The organism is Actinosynnema sp. CA-299493, from assembly GCF_050946825.1.
Classification (GTDB): domain Bacteria; phylum Actinomycetota; class Actinomycetes; order Mycobacteriales; family Pseudonocardiaceae; genus Actinosynnema.
Window position 1 is genome coordinate 3,683,614 of record NZ_CP191993.1, and the last position, 23,352, is coordinate 3,706,965.

17 protein-coding genes and 1 pseudogene are annotated in these 23,352 nt (G+C 71.4%); 11 read left to right on the plus strand and 7 right to left on the minus strand.

Features of this window, described 5'->3' with window-relative positions; all coding sequences use genetic code 11:
* Positions 1 to 115 precede the first annotated feature (115 nt).
* From ACQPYE_RS16535 to ACQPYE_RS16555, 5 genes are all read right to left on the minus strand, one after another.
* A complete protein-coding gene (locus ACQPYE_RS16535) occupies positions 116 to 631 on the minus strand; it encodes a mycothiol transferase (RefSeq protein ID WP_498722929.1) in 516 nt (171 codons plus the stop codon).
* A gap of 104 nt (positions 632 to 735) precedes the next feature.
* Entirely contained in the window at positions 736 to 1,869 is a 1,134-nt protein-coding gene (locus ACQPYE_RS16540; RefSeq protein WP_498722182.1) for a glycoside hydrolase family 43 protein, read from the minus strand.
* 79 nt (positions 1,870 to 1,948) lie between these two features.
* Positions 1,949 to 4,270 (minus strand): pectate lyase-like domain-containing protein, encoded by a 2,322-nt coding sequence (locus tag ACQPYE_RS16545; RefSeq protein ID WP_498722183.1) that lies wholly within the window; start codon positions 4,268 to 4,270, stop codon positions 1,949 to 1,951.
* A gap of 179 nt (positions 4,271 to 4,449) precedes the next feature.
* The gene (locus ACQPYE_RS16550) at positions 4,450 to 9,963 is read right to left on the minus strand and encodes an ATP-binding protein (protein WP_498722185.1); all 5,514 of its coding nucleotides are present in this window, start codon (positions 9,961 to 9,963) and stop codon (positions 4,450 to 4,452) included.
* A 378-nt stretch (positions 9,964 to 10,341) separates the two neighbouring features.
* Positions 10,342 to 10,998, minus strand: a complete 657-nt coding sequence (locus ACQPYE_RS16555) for a GNAT family N-acetyltransferase (RefSeq protein WP_498722186.1) — start codon at positions 10,996 to 10,998, stop codon at positions 10,342 to 10,344.
* Between the two features lie 124 nt (positions 10,999 to 11,122).
* Between ACQPYE_RS16555 and ACQPYE_RS16560 the strand changes: the two genes are divergently transcribed.
* From ACQPYE_RS16560 to ACQPYE_RS16610, 11 genes are all read left to right on the plus strand, one after another.
* Complete coding sequence (locus tag ACQPYE_RS16560; RefSeq protein ID WP_498722187.1) at positions 11,123 to 11,650, plus strand: hypothetical protein; 528 nt, start codon at positions 11,123 to 11,125, stop codon at positions 11,648 to 11,650.
* 38 nt (positions 11,651 to 11,688) lie between these two features.
* Positions 11,689 to 12,546 (plus strand): DUF3592 domain-containing protein, encoded by an 858-nt coding sequence (locus ACQPYE_RS16565; protein WP_498722188.1) that lies wholly within the window; start codon positions 11,689 to 11,691, stop codon positions 12,544 to 12,546.
* A gap of 44 nt (positions 12,547 to 12,590) precedes the next feature.
* On the plus strand, positions 12,591 to 12,905 hold the full coding sequence (locus tag ACQPYE_RS16570) for a hypothetical protein (RefSeq protein ID WP_498722189.1): 315 nt from the start codon (positions 12,591 to 12,593) through the stop codon (positions 12,903 to 12,905).
* Between the two features lie 92 nt (positions 12,906 to 12,997).
* Positions 12,998 to 13,867, plus strand: a complete 870-nt coding sequence (locus ACQPYE_RS16575; protein WP_498722190.1) for an AraC family transcriptional regulator — start codon at positions 12,998 to 13,000, stop codon at positions 13,865 to 13,867.
* Positions 13,868 to 14,149: 282 nt separating this feature from the next.
* Positions 14,150 to 15,637 (plus strand): RICIN domain-containing protein, encoded by a 1,488-nt coding sequence (locus ACQPYE_RS16580; RefSeq protein ID WP_498722191.1) that lies wholly within the window; start codon positions 14,150 to 14,152, stop codon positions 15,635 to 15,637.
* A 155-nt stretch (positions 15,638 to 15,792) separates the two neighbouring features.
* Positions 15,793 to 15,942, plus strand: coding sequence for a hypothetical protein (locus tag ACQPYE_RS16585; protein WP_498722192.1), 150 nt, complete (start codon positions 15,793 to 15,795; stop codon positions 15,940 to 15,942).
* A gap of 92 nt (positions 15,943 to 16,034) precedes the next feature.
* Positions 16,035 to 17,318 (plus strand): phosphopyruvate hydratase, encoded by a 1,284-nt coding sequence (gene eno, locus ACQPYE_RS16590; protein WP_498722194.1) that lies wholly within the window; start codon positions 16,035 to 16,037, stop codon positions 17,316 to 17,318.
* Positions 17,319 to 17,634: 316 nt separating this feature from the next.
* A complete protein-coding gene (locus ACQPYE_RS16595) occupies positions 17,635 to 18,039 on the plus strand; it encodes a universal stress protein (protein ID WP_498722195.1) in 405 nt (134 codons plus the stop codon).
* Between the two features lie 144 nt (positions 18,040 to 18,183).
* Positions 18,184 to 18,426 carry a hypothetical protein gene (locus tag ACQPYE_RS16600; RefSeq protein WP_498722196.1) on the plus strand — a complete coding sequence of 81 codons (243 nt, stop codon included), beginning with the start codon at positions 18,184 to 18,186 and terminating at the stop codon, positions 18,424 to 18,426.
* A 66-nt stretch (positions 18,427 to 18,492) separates the two neighbouring features.
* Positions 18,493 to 19,722: an FAD-dependent monooxygenase gene (locus ACQPYE_RS16605; protein ID WP_498722198.1), complete on the plus strand. Its 1,230-nt coding sequence runs from the start codon at positions 18,493 to 18,495 to the stop codon at positions 19,720 to 19,722.
* A gap of 238 nt (positions 19,723 to 19,960) precedes the next feature.
* A complete protein-coding gene (locus tag ACQPYE_RS16610) occupies positions 19,961 to 22,408 on the plus strand; it encodes an ATP-binding protein (RefSeq protein ID WP_498722199.1) in 2,448 nt (815 codons plus the stop codon).
* Positions 22,409 to 22,434: 26 nt separating this feature from the next.
* On the opposite strand, the gene ACQPYE_RS16615 is transcribed toward ACQPYE_RS16610, so the two are convergent.
* Together ACQPYE_RS16615 and ACQPYE_RS16620 are read right to left on the minus strand one after the other, a co-directional pair.
* Positions 22,435 to 22,923, minus strand: a complete 489-nt coding sequence (locus ACQPYE_RS16615; RefSeq protein ID WP_498722200.1) for a hypothetical protein — start codon at positions 22,921 to 22,923, stop codon at positions 22,435 to 22,437.
* Positions 22,924 to 23,090: 167 nt separating this feature from the next.
* A pseudogene (locus ACQPYE_RS16620) lies at positions 23,091 to 23,324 on the minus strand (pyruvate formate lyase family protein); the annotation flags it as partial.
* Positions 23,325 to 23,352: the final 28 nt, after the last annotated feature.

A 23,352-nucleotide genomic window follows, 5' to 3' on the forward strand; every position in this document is an offset into this window, starting at 1 on the left:
CGGACGCGGTGTCAACGAATGCCGACGCCGTGACTTCGGAATACCCCTCGGGTGGAATTTCCCCGTGTCGGCACGGGTGTCGGCCCGCTCGACGGCGGGCCGGCCGGACCGGCGGTCAGCCCTCGGGCAGCACACCGCGCACGAAGGCGGCCTGGCCGACGTGCTGGAGGTCGTCCTCGATCACGCTGAGCAGCCTCACGGCGAGCGTCACGGGCGGGTCCCACGACTCGTCCACGACCCTGGTCAGGTCCTGGCCGGTCAAGCCCCGCAGGTAGGCCTCGGTGCGCTCGTGCACCGCCCGGTGGTAGTCGCGGAGCAGGTCGGCGGGCGCGTCGACGGCGGCGACCTGCTCGCCGCCGTGACCGTAACCGGTGTCGTCGGCGGGCAGCGGCAGGTCGAAGCGCTCCACCCAGCCCTCGGCGGTCCAGACCTGGTCGGTGCCCGCGACCTCCGCCACGTGGTCGTCCTGCACCCGGGTCAGGTGCCAGACCAGCCAGGCGATCGAGTTGGCCGAGCCGCCCACCCGGTGGGTCAGCCGCGGTCCGGTGAGGCCGTCCAGCACGCGTTCCACGGACTCCCGGACCCGCTCGAACCCGTCCACCAACACGTCCACCGCGGTGACCTCGGCCATGAACGCCGCCTCCCGTCCGTCGTCGTCCTCCACCGCGGCACGCTACCGCCCGGCCGTGATCCGCGCGGGCCGGGCGGTGGCGCCGGAGGGAGGCCGACGAACGGTCACTCGAAGAACTTCAGGCTCCAGCCGGTGTCCGCGGTCGCGCCCGGGACGTTGGCGCGTCGATAGGTCGTATTGCCCCACCAGGCGAACGTGCCGGTGTACCAGTACCGGTTGTCCCAGTGGTACGCCGTTCCCTTGGGCACCGCGTGGTACACCAGCGGGAACCTCGGGCCGGCCGGCGGACTGGTGGCGATGTCGCCGTCGAGCAGGACGAACGAGTGGTGACCGGGTCCGTTGACGTGCAGGGTCGGGTCCCAGCCGGCCATCATGGTCGCCCGGTTCGAGCCGAACAGGCACCCGTTGGACTTGTACCAGTCCCACACGTGCGTGGGGTCGCCGCCGACGCGCAGCCGCAGGTCCGCCAGGCAGTACTGCTCGCTCCAACTGCCGTTGGCCGAGTACACCACGTGCAACTGGCCGTTGGGGTCCTTGATGACCTCGGGCGCCTCGTTGACGAACGGGTTGCCGACCACCCGTTCCCACGGCTCGCGCGGCTGCGAGATGACGTAGCGGTCGCCGACCGGTGTCAGCGGGTCGGCCATGCGGGCGAGGTAGAGGTTCTGCTCGACGTTGGTGGCGCACTCCCAGCCCGACCAGATGAAGTAGCGCCGACCCTCGAACGTCACCGGCACGCCGTCGATGGCCCACCGGCCACCCGGCAGGGCGAGTTCGACCTCGCCGGTGTAGCCGGCGTCCGGCGAGGTCGAGCTGATCGCGTACATCCGGTGCGCCGCGTCGTCGCCCGCCGTGAAGTAGATGTAGTACCGACCGCTGTCGCGGACGATCTCGGGCGCCCACACCGAACCCAGGTTGCGCGCGTCGCGCCAGACGAGGCGGGCGGGTGCGGCGGCCAGGCCGTCCGGGGACGACGCCTGGCGCACCTGGATACCGCCACCGCCGACCTGCGCCGAGATGTAGGTGGCGCCGACGCGGATCACGCTCGGGTCGGCCGCGCGCAGGCCTGTCCGCCCGAGCGTCGACATCCGGCAATCTTCGGCCGCGGCCGGTTCTGCGGCGGAGGCCGGCTGCCCGGCGAGGGCGAGCGCGAGGGCGGTGACGACGGTGGTCGCGGCTGCCGTGAGCCGCCTGATCGGGGTCGGGGGTGTTCCTTCGGTGCCGGAGGAGAAGCGCATGGGGGCTCCTTAGCGGTGCCTCGGACGCCGGTGGGGCGGTAGGGCTCGTCCCACCGGCGTCCGAGGGCGGTGCGTCAGGTCACGGGTAGTTCACCAGGTTGCTGGGCACGGTGCCCGGCTGCGTCACGCCTCCCGCGTCGTTGATCACGCGGGTGATGAGGCCCTGGTAGTTGAGCGAGACGGTCGCCATGTTGTGGAACTTCACGCCGGCCGACCGGGGCGCCTCGAACGCGTGGTACGAGCTCACCGAGGGGTTGACGTTGAAGAAGCAGTAGCTGCCCAGCCCCCACGCCTCGTGCGTGGTGACGTTGTCGCCCACCTTGTAGGCCGCGTACCCGTTGACCCCCGGCGCGCTCATCCAGGACGCCTGGTTCGGCACGTCGTAGGGCATCTCGTTCTGGTAGAAGATCGTCCGCCCGCCCTGGCCGTTCCAGATCACCTGGTGCTTCTGGTAGTGCTCGACGAACAGACCGGTCGCCAGGACGTTGTTCCCGTTGACGACGAGCCCCGTGTCGCCCGTCGCCTCCGTCCACCCCCACGTGCCCGCGTTGCCGTGGTCGGCGCGCCAGGCCCAGATGTGGTCGATGATCACGTCGTGGCTGTTGACGACCAGGCTCGTGGTCGCCTTGCCCGCGATCGCGCCGCCGATGCGGAAGAACACGTCCTGCAACGTCGTCGGATCGGCCGCATGACCGGCGTTCGAACCCGCCGGGCCGACGGTCAGCAGCGCCGCCGAGTTGGTGGTGCCCGCGTCGAACAGGATGCCCTTGATCCGGACGCCGTCGACGTCGGCGACCCGCATGGCGTCGACACCGTTGTCCGGGATCAGGGTCGGGTAGCCGATGCCCAGCACGACGGTGCCGGCCCGAGTCACGTTCAAGGTCTGGTCGAGGTGGTAGACGCCGGGGGTGAAGAACAGGTGGCAGCCGGCGGCCAGCGCGGAGTTGATGGACGACGCGGTGTCGCCCGACTTCACCACGTAGAACCGGCTCATCGGCAGCGACGTGCCGGGGGTGCTGCCGTTCGCCCAGCTCGCGCCGGAGGCGTTGGTGCGCAGCGCGGGCTGGAACACCCGGTACCTGCCCGAGCCGTCGAGGTAGAGGTAGGGCACGTCGCGGGAGACGGGCGTGGTGGCCAGGGTGGTGTGCGGCGGGTTCGGGAACGCGGTCGGCGGTGCGCCGGGCGTGCCGGAGAACACCATGTTCCACACGCCGCCGGCCCAGCTGCCCAGGTTGCTGTCCCTGGTGTACCACTGCTGCTGCGAGACCGACGAGGCCTGGCCGGAGACCTTGGTGTCCGCGATGTACCCGCCGCTGGCGAAGCCGTAGCTCGCCGGGTAGAGCTGGAGGTTGCCGCGGATGTCCATCCGGCGGAACGGGGCCGCCTGCGCCACCGCCCACCGGTTGGCGCCGCTGCTCGGGTTGACGGCCATGTTCTCCGCCGACCGCCAGAAGTTCTGCAGCGCCACGCCCTTGTCGGACTCGTTGAACGCGTCCACCGTGATGTCACCGTTGATCACCACGTCGCCCGGGTTCTGCCCCAGGCCCGCGACCGAGGTGTAGTAGCCGACGTCGTCGTGCACGCGGTAGCTGCCCGGCTTGAACAGGTGCGCCACCCGCCGGCCGGCCATCTGGGCGGTGATGGTGTCCTTCTGCGCGGCGAAGTCCGCGTCGAGCTGCGCCTGGATGGTCGTCGCGGGCATGCTCGGGTCGAAGATCCGGGTGTTGGGGCCGAAGTCCGGTGTGTCGGACTGGGTGGGGCACCCCGTCGAGGTCCCGATCGTGTAGGTGGCGCCGGCCACCGCCGAGTTCGCCAGACCGGACTTCAGCGCGATCGCGTTCACCGTCCTGGTGGTGGGCACGCTGATCGGTCCGCTGTACGGCGTGGAGGACGCGGTGGGGGTCGAACCGTCCACTGTGTACCGGATGGTGGCGCCCGCCGTGGCGGTGGAGATCGTCACCACCTGCGCCGTCGGGTAGGTGCCCGTCCCGGGGCTGAACGTCGGCGTGGCGACCTGGGAGCCGGTGCCGCCACCGTGGGTGTAGGTGAAGTGCGGCGTGTCGTACTGCGGACCGCTCTTCTCGTAGGTGAACCAGTAGTCCAGCACGGTGCCGGTTACCAGGGAGCCGACCGTCCGCTGCCACGTCCCGGCGTTGTTCGTCATCCGGAAGTTCTGCTGGCCCGCGCCGGTGGCGATGTAGTGGACGTCCACGTAGAGCGCGGCGGTCGTCGGCGTGAAGTCGATGCGCGCCTGCGTGGCGTCGACCCGCGTGACGCTCTGGGTGTAGTCGGCCTCGGCCTCGGCGGCGCCCGTCAGGGACAGGAGGGCTGTGAGGACGGCGAGGAGGAGCGCGGCCGGGCGGGAACGCCGGCGGGTGGGGTGGTGAGGGCTCCGGATCACGTTGGTGCCACCTCCGTGCAGGGGGGAACAGCCGATGACGTGCGTGAGAGCGCTCTCACGGATGAGCGTAGTACGGCGACCGCCCCTCGGGAAGGGGTGTCGGGGGACCGGGCCGGAAAGTCGGCCGGAACACGACGCGGGGGCGGCGCCGCAGCACCGCCCCCGCGTCATCGCTCCCGCTACGCCCGCGGCGACTCCAGGGCCTGGATGATCCGGGGCCGGAGCTCGACGGCCGGGACCACGGCGTCGACCGAGCCGACTTCGACCGCACGCCCGATGCTGTGGATCCGGTCGAACTCGCGCGCGATCTCGCTCTGCTTCTCCGCGCGGATCGCGGCGCGCAGCTCGTCCAGCTCCGCCGTCAGGGCGGCCCGGTCGGCGCCGGTCGCGGCGGCGCTCCTGGCCTCCAGGTCGCGGACCCGGGGGTCGGCCGCGGCACGGGCCGTGACCTCACGCGTGAACACCACGGCGGCGGCCGGCGCGCCACCGAGCACGGAGGCGAACGAGCCCTCCACCGCGAGCACGGTCATGTTCGGGTTCAACGCCTTGGAGAACACCACGAACGCGCCGCCGTGGTACCGGGAGATCACGCAGAACACGATCGGGCCCCGGAAGTTCACCACGGCCCGGCCGATCTCCGCGCCGTACTCCAGCTGGAGCTTGCGCATCGACTCGGGTGAGCCGTCGAACCCGGACAGGTTCGCCAGCACCACGACCGGCCGGTTGCCGCTGGCCGCGTTGATCGCCCGCGCCACCTTCTTGGACGACCTCGGGAACAACGTGCCCGCGGTGTAGGTGTCCGGGCCGTCGGTGGGCGGGAAGCCGCGCCGCTCCACCGGACGGGACTCGATCCCCACCAGGCTGACCGGGATGCCGCCCAGGTGCACGTCCTGCACGACCGCGGTCTCGGCGTCGGCCATGCCCGCCCACCGCTCCAGCACCGGTCGGTCCTGGTCGGACAGCGCGCGCATGACGACCCGGATGTCGAACGGCTTCTTGCGGTCCGGGTTGTCCTGGGCGGAGAAGATCTGCCCGACCGTGGTGAAGTCGCTGCCCGCCGCCTCGTGCGGGTAGCCGGTGACGTCGCGGTCGTGCGGGTCGGTCGTCGCCACCCGGCGCGGCCCGTCCTCGCCGGGCTCGACGTAGGTGTGGTCGTAGTAGGCCATCAGCAGGTCCCGGGCCGAGGGCAGGTCCGGCGCCCAGTACTGCGCCTGACCGTTGGGGCCCATGACCCGGTCGTAGCCGCCGATGCCGAAGTTGTCCTCGGCGGACACGCCGCCGGAGTAGTCCAGCGACTGCTTGCCGGTGAGCACCATGGCCGAGTCGGGCGTCATGACCAGGACGCCCTTGGTGTGCATGAGCATCGTGGCCTCGGCGTTCCAGTACGGCTGGGCGCCGACGTTGATGCCCGCCACCACCACGTTGATCTCGCCGCCGCCCTGGGTGAACTCGACGATCCGCTTGAGCGCGGCGGCCACCCAGTCCATGTTCTCGGTGCCGGACTCCATGGAGATCCGGGCGCCGGCGGACAACGCGTACCACTCCACGGGCACCCGGAGCCGCTCGGCCAGGTCCAGCGCGGCGATCACCCGGCGGCACTCCGGCTCGGACAGCGCGCCGAGGGAGTCGGTCGGGTCGCCGAGCAGCACGACGCGCGTGACGCCCTGCGGGTGCCGCGCGGTCGGGGTGCGGACCACGCCCGCGACCACGGCCGCGGTGTTGCGCCCCTTGGGTCGGTCCACCGGCGCCAGCGCGTGGGTCTCGTCCAGGTCGTACTCGGTGAACTCGCCGATCATGCCGGTGATCTCGTACGGGTACACCGTGTTGCGGCTGCTCGCCCGCAGCACCTTCTGCCGGTAGCCGTCCAGCGGCGGGATCGGCTCGTCGGAGGGCTCGCCGATGGTGAGCGCCGGGGTGCCGGTGGCGTCGAAGGAGATCCGCAGCGCGACCCGCGCCAGCTCGCCGGACTCGCGCCGCTGCCGCAGGATGAACTCGATCTCCTCCAGGCCCGCGCCCGCCGTGGTGGGCAGGATCCGCTTCGCCAGCATCTCCAGCTCGTCGCGGGTGATGTCGCTGGCCGGCCAGACGTAGACCACGATGCGGTTGGTGTTGAACCGCGCGGACGACGACCGCAGCGACTGGGCCCGCCGGATCGAGTCCAGGCAGGTGGCCAGCGTGTTCTCCGCGGTCGGCAGCGCCGCGAGGCGTCCGTCCTGGTCGCGCAGGGCCACCAGGTCCCGGATCTGGCTGAAGGCGACGATCCGCTCGTCGGCGCGGTTGCCGCGGGCGACGCAGTGGAACAGGTAGACGTCCTCGTCGGAGGACGGCTGCCGCGTGAGGTCGAACTCGCGCAGCCGTTCCAGGTGCATCCGCTGGGCGATGTAGGGGTGCAGGCCCCGGATCAGCCGGTCCTCGACCATGCCGGCCCCGACCACCCCGGTCCCGACCACCCCGGTCCCGGCCGTGCCGGACTCGGGCGTCGCGGCCTCGACCGGGCGGAACGTGACGTGCTGGTGCACGACCGCGCCGCCGCGCCCCGCGACGGTGAGCGTGAGCCTGCGGACCTGCTCGGGCAGCGGGTGCGCGCCGACCACGGCCGCCAGCGCGGCGGCCAGTTCGGTGGCGTCCTCCGGCTGGTCGCGCCACGCCAGGTAGACGTCCGCCTCCAGCGTGCCGGTCCTGGACGCCAGGGCGCCGAGGCTGCGCAGCGCCTCGCCGAGGTCGTCGTGGCCGGTCGCCGTGGACACCACGGTGAAGTCGGTGCGCTCGGCGATCACGAAGGTGCGGTCGGCGATCGTCTCGGTCCGGATGCCGACCAGGCGGTTGTTGCCGTAGTACCGCCGGGTCAGCACCTCCAGCATCAGCGCGTCGTCGAGCGGGCTGCGCTCCAGGTACTGGCTGAACAGCCGCACGAGCGGCTCGGTGGTCCGCACCATCCGGGCGACCCGCTCGTCGCGGTCCGCCGCGTCCGGGTGCTCGGTCAGGTACCGCACGTGCTTGCGGACCTCGGCGTAGGCGCGGGCCCGGTTGCGGCGCAGCAGCGGCTGGCCGAGCCAGGCGAACACGACACCGCGCGCGAGGTCGGCGACGGCGGGGAACCGCACCTGGGTGGCCGAGACCAGGTGCTCCAGGGCGAGCCCGACCGTGTCGCGCAGCGCGTCGTCCGGCGGCGCCTCGCTCAGCCAGGACCGCAGGATCGCCGCGACGACCCCCGCGTCGGCGGTGGCCCGCTGGAGCGCGAGGAAGATCCGGAACACGGCGGCTTCCAGCTCCGGGGTGCGGTCCAGGCTGGTGACGCCGTAGTGGGCGAGCGCCTTGGCGAGCCTGCGCTGGAACCGCTCCGGCAGGCCGGAGCGCTCCACGTCCAGGCTTTGAAGATAGGTGTGGAAGAACTCGCGGGCGCTGTGCACGTGGCCACCGCCGCCGGCGTCCTCGCCGGCGGGGCGGTTGCGGCTCAGCTCGGCCAGGTCGGCGAAGGCCGTGAGCAGGGCGACTTCCCCGGTCAACGGTCGCCGACCCGCGTCGGTGGCCTCCCGCCGCGCGTCGAGGTAGTCCCGCAGCACCTTCGCGTCGTCGTGCGGGTCCACGTCGAAGCCGAGCAGCTGCCCGCGCAGCTCCTGCAGGCCGCGGTCGACGCGGTCGGCGGGGGAGGCGTCCGGGAGCGGGGCCAGGTCGAGCTCGACCGGCTGGTCGGCCGCGGTGTCGGCGACGTCGTCCTCGGCCAGGGGTTCCAGCCGCAGCAGCGGGGCGCCGCTGGCCACCTGGCTGTTGACGGCCACCGCGCATTCCTTCACCCGGGCGCGGAACGGCGCGCGCAGCACCGTCTCCATCTTCATGCTCTCCAGCACGAGCACCGGCGCACCGGCCTCCACCTCGTCGCCGACCCCGACCGGGGTGGCCACGACGAGCGCGGGCGCGGGGGAGCGGAGCACGCCGCCCTCGTCCCGGCTGACCCGGTGCGCGACGCCGTCCACCTCGATCAGCACGACCGGCCCCGTGGTGCCGATGAGCAGGCGGTGACGGGTCCCGTTGACCCGGACCTGCCCGGAGTGCAGGTCGAACCGGTCCAGCTCGACGTCGGCGGTGCGGACCTGCGAGCCCGCCTCGATGCCCACCCGGAACCGCTGCGCGCCGACCCTGGTCACCCGGACCCGGTAGGTGACGCCCCGCAGCTTGAAGTCCAGGCTGCGGCCGTACTCGTGCCGCACCTGCGGCCTGCCGCCGAACGCGGTGGACAGCAGGCGCTGCTGCTCGGCGCCCTCTTCCTCCTCGTAGGCCTGGATCGCGGCGGTGGCGACGGCCACCGCGGCGTGGCGGTGCGCGACGAGCCTGCCCTCGCCCCGGACCCGGTCGATCCAGCCGGTGTCCGCGCTGCCGTCGAGGACCTCGGGCTGGTCGAGCAGGTCGAGCACGAAGCTCTTGTTGGTCGCGCCGCCGTCGATGACCACCGTCGTGTCGGCCATGGCCCGGCGCAGCCTGCCCAGCGCCTCGGTCCGGTCGCGACCGTGGGCGATGATCTTGGCGATCATGGAGTCGAAGTCGGCCGGGATGGTGTCGCCCTCCCGGACCCCGGTGTCCACCCGGATGCCGGGCCCGGAGGGCAGGGCGAGCCGGGCGATGCGCCCCGGCGACGGCGCGAAGTCGCGGTCGGGGTCCTCGGCGTTGAGCCGGGCCTCGACGGCGTGGCCGCGCTCGACCGGCGCCGCGCCTTGCAGCCGGTTGCCGGCCGCCACCCACAACTGGGCCTTGACCAGGTCGAACCCGGTGGTGGACTCGGTGATCGGGTGCTCGACCTGGAGCCGGGTGTTGACCTCCAGGAAGGCGAACGCCCGGTCGCCGGGGTGGTAGAGGAACTCCACGGTGGCCGCGCCCCGGTAACCGACCGCGTTGGCCAGCCGCTCGGCGGAGGCCTTGAGGTCGGCGGCCTGGTCGGCGTCGAGCACCGGGGACGCCGACTCCTCGATGATCTTCTGGTTGCGCCGCTGGACGGAGCAGTCGCGGACCCCCAGCGCCCACGCCGTGCCCTGGCCGTCCGCGATGACCTGCACCTCGACGTGCCGGGCGCCGGTGACCAGGCGTTCGAGGAAGACGATGCCGCTGCCGAACGCCCGCGCGGCCTCCTGGCTGGTGCGCTCGTAGGCGTCGGACAGGTCGGCCTCGTTGGTGACCACCCGGATGCCCCGCCCGCCGCCGCCGGCCGTGGCCTTCAGCATCAGCGGGTAACCGATCCGCTCGGCGGCGGCGAGGGCCGCGTCCAGCGACTCCACCGGACCCCGGCTCCACGGCGCGACCGGGACGCCGACCTCCTCGGCGAGCAGCTTGGCGCCGATCTTGTCACCGAGCCTGCGCATGGCGTCCGCGCTCGGGCCGACGAAGGCGACCCCGATCTCGTCGCAGAGCGCGGCGAACGCCGGGTCCTCGGCGACGAAGCCCCAGCCCGGCCAGGCCGCGTCGGCGCCGGTTTCCACCAGCGCCGCCTTGAGCACCTTCAGGTCGAGGTAGGGGCGGTTGGACGCGGGCCCGAGGTCGTAGGCGACGTCGGCCTCGTGGACGAACGCGGCGCCGCGGTCCACGTCGGTGTGCAGGGCGATCGTCTCGATCACCGCGCCTGTCTCCTCGGCCAACTCCCGGGCCGCGTGGATGAGCCGCATCGCGGCCTCTCCTCGGTTGACGATCGCGATACGGCGGAACATCCGACCGGTCATTCCCTTCTGTACGTGCCCTCGAGCCCTGTGGTGCTGGTTCAGGTCGCGTCCATGCTCTCCTGAACCGACCCGCGCGGTGCCGGGTCGGCCTGGGAAGACTACGGCCAACGGGCCGGTCCCACCGCGACGGGGAAGGCCGTCGTCGCGGTCACAGGTGCCTCTAGCAGCGCGTTCGCCACGACCGCGGTCAGAAGCCGCGCCGCACCCACCGCGAAAACCATACCCGGAGAAGTCTCGGGCTTTCGTGGTGACCACGTGGTGAGCAGCGGTCGTCAAAGTCGCGGGCCAATGGAATTCGGTGGGCCCGGAGGTGGTCGCCGCGTTTCTTTCCGGAACACCACCCGGTCCATTTTCCGGAGGGCCGCCTCAGCGCTCGAAGTCGAACCGCATGACGACCCGGCGCAGGGTCGGGTGGCTGACCTGCGTGAACCCGGCCTCCTCGAACACCTGGCGCGCGCCGACGCGCAACTCGCCCCAGATCACGTCCCGGCCCGGCTCGGTGATCATCGGGTAGGCCTCCAGCGCACGGGCGCCGCGGTCACGGGCGAAGTCGACCGCCGCGCGGGCCAGCAGGTAGGTCAGACCGCGGCCCCGGAAGCCCTTGCGGACCACGAAGCAGGTCACCGCCCACGTCGTGCCGTCGTCCTTGTCCTCCTCGCGCCCCTTCCAGGGGATGCGGGACGTGCGCAGCTTCGGGTACGCCGTGCGCGGCTCCACCGCGACCCAGCCCGCCGGATCGCCGTCGACGTAGGCCACCAGACCGCTGGTGACCCGCGCGTCCGGGGCGCCGCACCCGGTCTGCTCGCGCAGCATCGCGTCGCGCTCGCCCTGGGTGGTGTCGCGCCAGAACCAGCCGACGACCTTCAACCGCTGGCACCGGCACTGCCCGGGTTCGGAGGCGCCGAAGACGTCCCGCAGGTCGTCCCACGACGCCTCGTTGGCGGGGACGACCCGGACCTGCCCGTCGGTGATCGGGCCGGGCGTCCCGACGCCCGGTGCGCGGAGTGGGGTGTCGTCGGTCATGCGCGGCACGCTAGCGGCGAATCCGGACGATCTGCTTCCGCAACCGGGCAAACCTGGGACCGGTAGGGCCTCCGGCCGCCGCACGATGTGATCACCACGTCAGCGTCTCGGGAGGCAGGGCACCGTGTTCAAGAAGATCCGCGACAAGATCGACAACGCCACGCGGCAGGCGACGGCGGCGGCCGAGCAGGACTTCCAGCGGCACGCGGCGCGGTTCCAGCGGGAAGCCGCCGCGCAGGGCCACGACATCCGGCCGCAGCTGCCGACGCCCGGCATGGTGTCGCACGCGTTCGGGACGATGACCGACGACCCGGCGATGGCCGAGTTCCTCGCGCTGCCTGCCGAGGAGCAGCTGCGCCAGCAGCGCGAGGTCACCACCTACGGCCTGAACCTGCGGTGGCTGCACGAGTCCGGCGTGCCCGCCACCGCCGTCGTCCGCACCCTCGACCCGACCGGCCGGGCGGTCGCCGGCCAGCTCCAGTACACCTCGACGATCGACGTCACCCGGGTGGACGGCACGACCTACCAGACCACGATCACCCACCTGGTGCCGACCACGGCGTTCTCGCAGTACACCCCGGGCACCAAGCACGACGCCCGGATCGACCCCGCCGACCCGGCCAACGTCGCGGTGTTCGGGCTCGTCGACTGAGCCACCGGCCGTTCGACGACACCGGACGAGGAGGTCTCGTGTTCCCCTACGGGAAGCTGTGGTGGGGCGGCTGGGGTCTGCCGGACGACCCGGACCGGGACCGCGAGGTCCGCCGCAAGGCGTGGCTGCTCAGCGTGCCGACCGCGCTGAGCTGGGCCGTCGTCGGGTGGTCCGGCGCGCTCGGGCTCCTCGACGAGCTCCGGCTGATGTCCCTCAACCGGGCGGGCTCCTGGGAGCAGGCCCCCTCGGCGATCTCGCTGATCGTGATCTTCAGCGTCTCCGTCACGATCGCGTCCATGCTCGGGTTCGCCATGAGGTGGGCCGACTGGAGCGCCTCCGGGTGGCCGGGCACGGGGTTCGGCGTCGGCGGTTTCGCCACGTGCCTCGGCCTGGCGATCGGCACGGCCCTCGCGGCGACGTCCTGGACGGCCCCCGAGTCGGTCGGCGAGCGGTTGCCGCTCGTCGCCGGCCGGCCGGCGGAACCGTGGACCTCCGTGGACTGGGTCGTCTACTACGAGCCGTACCTCCTGCCCGGCGTGTTCGGCGAGCTCGCGGTGGTGGCCGGCGCGCTGCTGGCGCACAAGGCGCGCCAGGCGCGGAAGACCGCGAAGCGGCAGGACGCACCGCCCGACCTCGAACAGCGGGGATGGCGGGTCACCGGGCGGATCGAGCACGTCGAGTTCACCCGGGACTGGGGGATGGGCAACCCGCGGTTCGCGGTGCACGTCTCCTACCAGGGCACCTCCGGTCCGCGCACCGCGGCGGCCACCATGGTCACCTCGATGTTCGCCGCGCCGGTGGTCGGCGCCGCGGTCGACGTCTTCTACGACCCGGACGACGACGAGTCGATCGTCGTGCGGGCACGGCACGACCAGTCCTGGCGTTTCCCGTACTGACGCGGTCCCGCGTTTCCCGGGCCGACATCCGACATGATGTCCCGATGACCGCACTCACCTTCAGCCACGAGGACGCGCTGATCATCGTCGAGGGCCAGGTGCTGGAGGTCTTCCGGCGTGGCAGCGAGGGATCCCTGCGCGTGCCGCTCGCGTGGCTCGGCGTCTGGCTCGACGCGGGCGAGCCCGGCCGGACGCGGATCGCGATCGGCGCCCGGACCTCCCCGGGAGGGCCGGTCCGCACCGAGCGGCCACAGGAGCTCTACCCGTTCTGGCGGCTCTCGGTGCCCGCGCAGGACGTGACGCGGTACCGGGACTTCTTCACCGAGGTCGCCGCTCTCGCGGGCCGTCCACCAGTCTGACGCCGCCGGTGGGCGGACTGATCGGATCGGTCCGCCGCGATCGGGCGCGACCCCGCCGCCGTCGGTCAGGGTTGAGGTCGAAGGGAGGCCACGTGATCTCGGCACTCAACCGGCTCGTCGACCTGGTCGAGGAGCGCCTCGGCGAGGAGGCGGACGTCGACGGGTTGGCCAGGGCGCTCGGCACGACCGGGTACCACCTGCGCCGGATGTTCTCGTCGCTGGCGGGCATGCCGCTGTCGGAGTACGTGCGGCGGCGTCGCATGACCGTCGCCGCCGCCGACGTCGTCCGGGGCGAGGACGACCTGCTGGGCATCGCCGTCCGGCACGGGTACGGCTCGACCGAGGCGTTCGGACGGGCGTTCCGGGCGGTCCACGGCGCCAACCCCGGTGACGTCCGCCGTGACGGAGGCCCCCTTCGCGCACAACCGCAGCTCAGGTTCCGCCTGACCGTCGAAGGGAGCACCCCCATGGACACCCGCATCGTCGACCGGCCCGCGTTCCGGCTCGTCGGGCACGCGACCCGCGTGCCGCTCATCCACCACGGCGTCAACCCGCACATCCAGGAGCACATCACCGCACTGCCGCCGGAGGAGCACGTGCGGCTCAAGGCCCTCGGTGACACCGAGCCCCGGGGCCTGTTGCAGGTCAGCGACGACCTCGACCCCGACGCCACCGAGGGCAGCGAGCTGACCTACCTGCACGGGGTCGCCGTCACCCGGGACACCCCGACCCCCGACGACCTCGACGGCATCGAGGTGCCGGCGGGCAGGTGGGCGGTCTTCCGCACCACCGGGGCGTACCCGCGGGCCTTGCAGACGACGTGGGCCGCGACCGCGACGGAGTGGTTCCCGTCCAACCCGTGGCGCCTGCGGCCGGGACCCTCGATCGTCACGGTCCTCGACCGCGCGGACGACTTCAGCACCGCGACCTGCGAGCTGTGGCTGCCCGTCGAACCGAACTGACCGGCACGCGGACACAACCGTCCACTGTGGAGAAGCCGGCCGGGCGTCCGCCCGGTCGGCTTCTCCGGCGTGCGCGCACCGAAGCGCCGGAGTGGCCGCGGCAATCCCCGGATACCGGTGCCGGAAAAGGCGATGCGGTAGGTCCGTCGAATATTCGACGGGTCGCCCATTCGAGATGCGGCCGTTGACCGCGGCGCGAATCCGGCGCGACCATCGGACCGGAGAACGTCCTCCCGTCCGGCGGCTCCGCCGCTGTGCAAACTACAGGTGAAAGGCACGTACATGACATTGTCGTCATGCGGTGCGGTCGCGCGATCGGCGCTGGTGGGCGTGGTCGCGGCCCTCGCCCTCGCCCTCGCGCTCGCGCCGACCGCGCCGTCCGCCCAGGCCGCGACCGTCGACACCACGGCCACGTACGTGGTGGTGGCTCGGCACAGTGGTAAGGCGATGCAGGTGGGGTCGATGGTGGATGGTGGTGCGGTGGTGCAGGCGACGAGGTCGGATTCGTCTGCTCAGCAGTTCCGGTTCGTGGACTCGGGTGGTGGGTTCTACCGGTTGATGTCGCGTCACAGCGGCAAGGTGGTGGACATCGCGTCGGCTTCTACGGCCAATGGTGCGGAGGTGGTGCAGTGGACCGATCGTGATGCGGTCAACCAGCAGTTCGGTCTGGTCGACGTGGACAGTGGTTATGTCCGGTTCGTGAATCGGAACAGTGGTAAGGCGTTGGACGTGTGGGAGCGCTCGACCGCGGACGGCGCGCGGATTTCCCAGTACGACGTGAACTCGGGCGCGAACCAGCAGTGGCAGCTCGTCCGGCTCGGCACCACCACGCCGGGCGGCGACGGCTCGCCGACCGACCCGAACGTCAAGTACTTCGGCCGGTGGAACACCGCCGACCCCACCGCGTACGTCTCGGAGTGGGCGGGCGCCTACGTGACCGTCGGGTTCACCGGGCGGACGGTGCAGCTCAAGCAGCGCAACGCGATCGACTTCTTCGTCAGCGTCGACGGCGGCCCGGACGTCTCCTACGTCAACCGCAGCGGCACGGTGAACCTCACCCCCACGCCGCTGGCGGCGGGCAACCACACGCTGCGCGTGTCCTACCGGCCGATCGCCGGCTCCTACCGGGGTGACGCGGTCTTCCGGGGCGTCCAGCTGGACGCGGGCGCGACGACCTTCGCCCCGCCCGTCCCGGCGAAGCTGATCGAGTTCGTGGGCGACTCCATCACCGTGGGCCAGCAGTCGTCCAAGCAGGCGCTGACCGCCTACGGCTGGCTGGTCGGCGAGCGCCTCGGCGCGGCGCACACCCAGATCGCGGTGGGCGGCGCGTGCCTGGTCTCGGCGGCCGACGGGTGCATCGGCATGAGCGACCGGTTCCTGCGCACCGGGTTGCAGGCCACCGCGACGAACTGGGACTTCTCCCGGTACCGCGCCGACGCAGTGGTGATCAACCTGGGCACCAACGACGTCGGCCACAGCGTGACCGGGGCGCAGTTCCAGAGCGCCTACGTCACCCTGGTGCAGCGGGCCCGGCAGAAGTACCCGAACGCCACGATCCTGGCGATGCAGACCTTCCGCAAGCGCTTCATCCCGGAGACGCAGGCCGCGGTGAGGATCGTCAACGACCCGAAGGTGCGGTTCGTGGACACCACGGGCTGGATCGTGGAGTCCACCGACACCACGGACAACGTGCACCCGAACGACCAGGGCCACCGCAAGATCGCCGACCGGCTGGCGCCGATCCTGTCCTCGGCCCTCTCCACCGGCTGAGCCGGCGTCTCCGGGCACCCCTGCCCGTTCCGCGTCCGGGCCTGCCTCCTGGCCCGGACGCGGAACGGCCTCCGGGCCGTGATCGGCGAGTTCGCCCGGTGGCGCGGCGCGGTGGTCATGGGATGCTGGGTCCGGGAACGCATCCGGGGGTGTGCATGGCGTCGAAGCGCAGGGGTGGTGTCGCCCCGTACGTGGCGCTGCTGGTGGCGGTGGTCATCTTCGTGCCCGCGGTCCGGGAGGTCGTCGTCGACCTCTTCGGCCCGCTGGTCGACCTGATCAAGGACGTCAACCCGTTCCGCGGCTGACCGGACGTGCCGGGGTCCCGCCGGTGGTGGCTTGACGGGCCGAGTCAGGGCAGGATGGCTTCTTGACCGATACACCTGGTGTGAGGAGCGACATGACCGCGATTGTGCGCGTCGTGGGACGACAGGTCCTGGACAGCCGCGGCAACCCGACCGTCGAGGTCGACGTGGAACTGGCGGACGGGTCCGTCGGCCGCGCGGCCGTGCCCTCGGGCGCGTCGACCGGCACGAACGAGGCCGTCGAACTGCGCGACGGCGACAAGTCCAGGTACCACGGCAAGGGCGTGCTCAAGGCCGTCGCCGCGGTGAACGGCGAGATCGCCGACGCGGTCAAGGGCTTGGCGGCCGAGGAGCAGTCCGTCGTCGACCGGACGATGATCGAGCTGGACGGCACCCCGAACAAGGCCAGGCTCGGCGCCAACGCCACCCTCGGCGTCTCGCTCGCGGTCGCCAAGGCGGCCGCGGCGGCGCACCGCCAGCCCCTGTACCGCTACGTCGGCGGCGCGTTCGCGCACGTGCTGCCGCTGCCGATGATGAACATCATCAACGGCGGCGCGCACGCCGACAACGCCATCGACTTCCAGGAGTTCATGATCGCGCCGATCGGCGCGGAGAACTTCGAGGAGGCCGTCCGGGTGGGCTCTGAGGTGTTCCACACGCTGCGGGCGAGCCTGCGCAAGGCCGGCCACAACACCAACGTCGGCGACGAGGGCGGGTTCGCGCCGGACCTGAACTCCGCGGACGAGGCGCTGGAGTTCGTGGTCGGCGCGATCGAGAAGGCCGGTTACACCCCCGGCGAGGAGGTCGCGCTGCTGCTCGACCCCGCGGCTTCGGAGTTCTACGCCGACGGCGTGTACGACTACCGGGGCGAGGGCCGCAAGCGGTCGGTCGAGGAGCACGTCGCCTACCTGACCGAGCTGGTCGACAAGTTCCCGATCGTCTCGATCGAGGACGCGATGGCGCAGGACGACTTCGACGGCTGGAAGCAGCTCACCGACACCATCGGCGACCGCTGCCAGCTGGTCGGCGACGACCTGTACTGCACCAACGTCGACCTGCTGCGCAAGGGCATCGAGCTGGGCCTCGCCAACTCCATCCTGGTCAAGGTCAACCAGATCGGCACGCTCACCGAGACGCTGCTGACCTCGAACACGGCGTTGCGCGCCGGCTACTCGGTGGTCATGTCGCACCGCTCCGGCGAGACCGAGGACGCCACCATCGCCGACCTCGCGGTGGCGCTGAACTGCGGGCAGATCAAAACCGGCTCGCTGTCCCGCTCCGACCGCACCGCCAAGTACAACCAGCTGATCCGCATCGAGCAGGAGTTGGGCGCGCAGGCCGAGTACGCCGGCGGCCGCACGCTCAGCGGTCGTCGCTGACAGTCGATCCCGCCCCGGGTCCGGACGCGCGCAAGCCGCAATAATTCGGAACGGGCGCGATGTGCGCGCTGCTCGCCATTACGCCGACGGTGTGACCGGGCGATGCCACTCGGCACGGATGTCGTGCCGGTGCGCATCCGCCCGGTCCACCGGCGGTTCCAGGGCGGCTCAAAGGTTGTGCGAACGTTTGGTAAAACACATTTTGATTCGATTGTCCGGTGCTGTAAAAATACCGTAAAAATCGCCGTTCGCGACTCGACGGAAATGCCCGGCGGTCCGACCATTCCGGAGCGGGCATCGTTGACGAGGAGGCGCGGTGGAGGCCAATCGGATCGTGGTCGGATTGGACAACTCGGCGGCCAGTGCCGCGGCCCTGAGATGGGCGGTGCGCCACACGCGGGACGGCGGGGTGGTGGTCGCGGTGTCGGTGTGCGGCATGCGCACGCCCAAAGGCGGCATGGACCTCTTCCACACCGTCCGGCTGCGCCTGGTGGACGACGCCGTCACGCGGATGGGGCCGAACCCGAGCGTGCGCGTCGAGCGGTCGGTGCTCGACGGCGAACCCGGCCCGACGCTGGTGGAGCTGGCCGGGGAGGCCGACAGCCTGGTGCTCGGCCGCCACGGGTACAGCCGTGGCGGGATGACGATCCTCGGGTCGGTGATCAGGCACTGCCTCGAGCACGCGACGTGTCCGGTCGTCGTGGTGCCGGTCGGGGAATAAGAGCCCCGCTTGGAATCAACTGTTTCGAAACAGCACTCTTTTGCCGATTGACGCGCGTGGTCGCCGCGCAGCAGGTTCACCGGGAGTTCATCGGCGGCCTATTTCAGATCAGGCGGAATGAAGGCGGCTGGGATCGGACGATCGATGCGGATCCTGTGGGTGTGCGCGCTCGTCGGTTCCGCGCTCCCGGGTGGCGCCGGACTCGGGAACGCGGGCGCCGAGACCGCCGCGCGCCAGGTGGTGTTCGAGAACTCCGGGTCCGACGAGCGCCGCCTCGACGTCACCTCGTACGCCGGCGGCACCATCAGCAACCTCGGGTCGGGGCGCACCACGTGCCTGGACGTGAGTTCCTACGTCGACTACTCGCCCGCGCTGATCTTCCCGTAACCCGCTGACCGCGCCACGGCTCACCGTAGGATCCGGACCGGGATCCGGACGGTGGCGGGGGACGCGGTGAGCGGTATCAGGGTGTTGGTGGCGGGGGCGAGCATCGCGGGGCCCGCGCTGGCCCACTGGTTGCGTCGGCGGGGGGCCGAGGTGACCGTGGTGGAACGGGCGCCCGAGCTGCGTCCCGGCGGGCAGGCGGTGGACGCGCGCGGGGTGGCCAAGGAGGTCATCGGGCGCATGGGGCTGGACGCGGCGGTGCGCGCGGCGTGCACCGACACCGCCGGCGCGTACACCGTGGATGCGGACGGGCGAGTGCTGGAGACCTTCCGCGCCGAGGACGACGGTGGCGACGGGTTCATCGCGGACATCGAAATCCTGCGCGGGGACCTGTCCAGGGTGCTCTACGACGACACCCGCGACGGCGTCGAGTACGTGTTCGGCGACCGGATCGCCGGACTCACCCAGGACGAGTCCGGGGTCGACGTGGTCTTCGCGGGCGGGGACCGGCGGCGCTTCGACCTGGTGGTCGGGGCCGACGGTCTGCACTCGGCGCTGCGCGCGACGGTCTTCGGGCCGCACGAGCGGTTCGTGCGCCACCTCGGGCACGTGCTGGCCTTCTACAGCGTGCCCAACGAGTTCGGGCTGGACCGCTGGCTGTTCGAGCACCAGGATCGGGAGTCCGGGCGCTCGGCCCTCCTGCGCCCCGTCCAGGACGCCACCCGGGCGATGGCGATGTTCTCCTTCCCCTCGGCCGACTTCGACGTCGACCACCGCGATGTCGCGGCCCAGAAGGTCCTGCTGCGTGAGCGGGTGGCGGGCCTGGGCTGGCTGGCGCCGGACATCCTCGCGCACCTGGACGACACCCCGGACTTCTACCTCGACCAGGTCGCCCAGGTGGTGATGGACCGCTGGTCGAGCGGACGGGTGGGGCTGCTCGGGGACGCGGCGTTCAGCTCGTCCCCGATGTCCGGGCAGGGCACCGGTCTGGCCCTGGTCGGCGCCTACCTGCTGGCCGGCGAACTGGCCGCCGTCGGCTGGGACCCCGCCGCCGGGTTCGCCCGCTACGAGGCGCGGATGCGCCCGTTCGTCGAGGCCAACCAGGAGATCGGCCGGCTGAACGCCCGCAGCCGCGCCGTCCCCGGTCCGGACACCGACCCGAGCCCCGACTTCACCGGCGAGTGGTTCACCGAGCTGATCGGCCGCGCGATCAACGGCGTCGAGCTGCCCGACTACGCCGGGGCACAGGACTCCGCCACCCCGACCGAACCACCGGCCACCTCCTCGACCACCCCGTAAGCCACTGCCTCGGCCCGGCGAACCGGCGATCCCCGTCGAAGCCGACGGTGACCTGCTCCACCGACTGCCGGTGCGCTCGGCGGTCTGGCTCGGCCGTGCGTCGCGAGCACCCTGTACTCGGCATGAGCGCGCGTAAGCCACTCACGACGAGCTGTCGGGAGCTTGCCTTGGTGAGCCACGCCGCTGGCACGATAGGCCTGACCGGGCTTGAACAGGACCGCCTCTGGAGGGTGCCGTCGTGGAACGCGGACCGGATCATGACGGCGGGGTCGGCAAAGAGCGCGTCGTCAACCACCTGGAGTCGGCCTATGGCCACGTCGTGCAGGCAGGGGCTGTCCACGGCGGCGTCCATTTCCACACCACGACGGTGTTCCCGGAGTCGTCTACCATGCGCCCCACTTCGGGTGGTGTACCACTGGTGCCGAGAAACCTGCCGCGGGACCTCGCAGACTTCACCGGCCGCGAACACGAACTCCGCCAACTGCTCGTCGCCGTCGAACAAGCCGCCGACGATGGGGCCACTGCCGTCGCCATTCACGCCATCGACGGCATGCCCGGCGTGGGCAAGACCACCCTGGGCATCCACGCCGCCCACACACTCGCTTCGAGGTACCCCGACGGCGCGCTGTTCCTCAACCTCTGGGGCCACACCTCTGGGCAGAAACCCCGCGATCCCTTCGACGCCCTGCACGCGCTGATGGTGGACATGGCGGTGCGAAGCGATGTCCTCGCCCGACACCGCACCCTCGATGATCGCACGCGACTGTGGCGCAGTGTGGTCGCCGATCGCCGGCTCCTGATCCTGCTCGACGACGCGGCCGACCAGCATCAGGTCGCCCCTCTTCTCCCCGGTACCAAGGGAAGTCTGGTGCTCATCACCAGCCGCAAGCACTTCCCCGGACTCGACGGTGTCCACCCCCTCACCCTCGACATCCTTCCGACCGCCGAGGCCATCCGGATGCTGCTGCGTCTGGCCCACCGGAGACCCGACCCCGCCGAAGCCGAGCAGGTGACCCGACTGGTCGAGTTGTGCGGACGGCTGCCGCTGGCGATCGCCATCACCGCGTCCCAACTCCGCACCCATCCGGCCTGGCCCGTCCGCCACCTCGCGGACACCGTCGCCGCCCAACTCGCCCAAGACGCCGACAAGCTCGAAGAATTCGACTACGGAGACCGTTCCGTCGAAGCCGCCTTCGACACCTCCTTCCACGACCTGTCGGAAGACCTGCGCTCGATGTTCACCCTCCTCGGCGTCCACCACGGTCCCGAGATCGACATCCCCGCCGCCGCGGCCCTCGCGGGGATCATCCCCATCCGCGCACGCCGAACACTCGACGCTCTGCACATCCGCCACCTCGTCCAGGAGACCAGCCCCGGGCGCTACCGCCTGCACGACCTGCTCCGCGCCTACGCCCACACCCATGCCAGCCGGCTGTCCCCCGAGCGCAGTGGGCAAGCCACCACCAGAGCCCTTGACCACTACCTGCACACCGCGCACACCGCCACCCGTCTCCTGCCCGCACGCCGCGCACGCAGCACACCGATCGCTCCCGCTTCTCCGGCACACCCCGTTCCGATCACGACCACCGACCAGGCCTTCGACTGGCTGACCACCGAACTACCCACTCTCGTCACCGCTGTCGAGCACACCCACACCACGCACCCCACCCATACCCTGGGCCTGTCGACCGCCCTCTACCCGTACTTCCGCGCGGTCGGGCACTGGCACCACGCCCGCGTCATGCTGCGCACCGCCCTGACCACCGCCACACGAACCGGCGACCTCCGCGCCCAAGCCGCCGTGTTGAGCGATCTCGGCTACGTGTACCGCAGACAGGGCGACCTGGACGCTGCACTAGCCACTCTGACCCGAACCTTCGAGCTGTACACCCGGAACAGCGACGCGCTTGGACAGGCTGCCACGCTCACCGACCTCGGTTACGTGCACCTGCTCCGGGGCGAGTCGGACGAGGCCCGCGACACTTCCAGTCGCGCGGTGGACCTCTACGCCCGCAGCAACGACCTGCCGGCCTGGGCCAACGCCCTGAACAACCTCGGCTACGTACAACTCCTACGGGGAGAGGCCGACGAGGCGGGCGACACTCTGGCGCAGGCGGTCGACCTGTACCGCCGTAGCGAGGACCCGTTGGCACAAGCCAACGCGCTGAACAACCTCGGCTACGTGCACCTGCTGCGCGGACAGACGGACCAAGCGGTCGACACGCAGACACGGGCACTGGACCTGCACCTCCGCAGAGGGGACCTGCTGGGGCAGGCGAACGCGCACCTCGGCGTCGGCACCGCCCACCACCGACGGCACGAACCCAGTCCCGCCCGCTTCCACCTCACCCGTGCTCTACACCTCTTCACACGAGGCGAGGACATCGACGCCCAAGCCGAAACCCACAACGCCCTGGGTGACCTCGCCCTCGACCACCCGGAGAGTGGATCCGCCCAAAACCACTACACCACCGCACTCGGGCTCGCCCGAACCTGCGGCACCAAACGCCACGAGGCCAACGCCCTCATCGGCCAAGCCCACTGCCTCCACCACGCCGGTGACACCCTCCAAGCAATCTCACGCCTCCACGAAGCACTCGCCATCCAGCGTGCGATGAACACCCCGCAAGCAGTCCGGACCGCCCAATTCCTCGCCAACCTCGACGTTGAACGGCCGAACCCCTGACGACTGTGCTCAAACCAGTCGGACCGTCACGGTGACGTGGTCGGCAGCGGGGTGAGGTCGGGGGTGCTGATCGGGCGGCGCTGGTGCTGGTGCTGGTGGTCGGGGAACAGGGTGATGAAGTACTCGCTCCAGCCGCCCATGCGGACGCGCAGCAGGTCGTGCTGCTCGGGGTCGCGGCGGGCGTCGGCCATGGTCTCGGGGTTGGCGCAGGTGATGGTGAGCAGGTTGGAGCCGGTGCCGCGGGCGAACTTCTCGATGACCTTCACCAAGGCTTCGTGCGGGAAGTCCTCGCGGATGTTGTAGTCGGTGGGTGCGGCGTCCCAGAGGGCTTCCGCGCCCTTGCCGGTGAAGCCCCGCAGCGACGCGATGATCCCCTCCTCCTGGTGGTCGACGGGCTTGTCGACCGGGCTGGGGGTGGGGCTGAGGTCGGAGGCCGGCGTTTCGCCGCGTCGTCGTCCCTCGGGGGAGGCGCCGTTGGCCGCGCCGAACTCCAGGTAGTTCTCGAACGTGCCCACGCCGGGCTGGAACTGGACGCCGAAGGGGCGCTCGCGGGTGCCGATCCGCTCGGCCAGCCGACCAGGGTGCGCGCGGTGGAGGGCGCGGGGTCGGTGAGGACCGAGACCACGGTGTCGGAGACGCGACGCAGGAACCGGTTGCCGAACTCGTCGACCGACTCGTGCCCCCGACCGTAGCGGGGCAGTGCCAGCGCGGCCTTGCGCAGGTCGCGGAAGCGCTCGGCACGGGCGGCGATGCGACCGGCGCCCACCGTCGAGTTGGTGAAGGGCTCGGCCATGGACTCGCCCCAGTCGCACATCAGGGCCTCGACCAGTTCGGACAGTGAGGTGGCGGCGGTGGTGGGGTCGTAGACGAGGTGCCCGATCGCCAGGAGTGAGTTGATGGCGTTGGGCAGGGCGATCGGCCGCCTGCCGTCGTGGCAGGCGGCC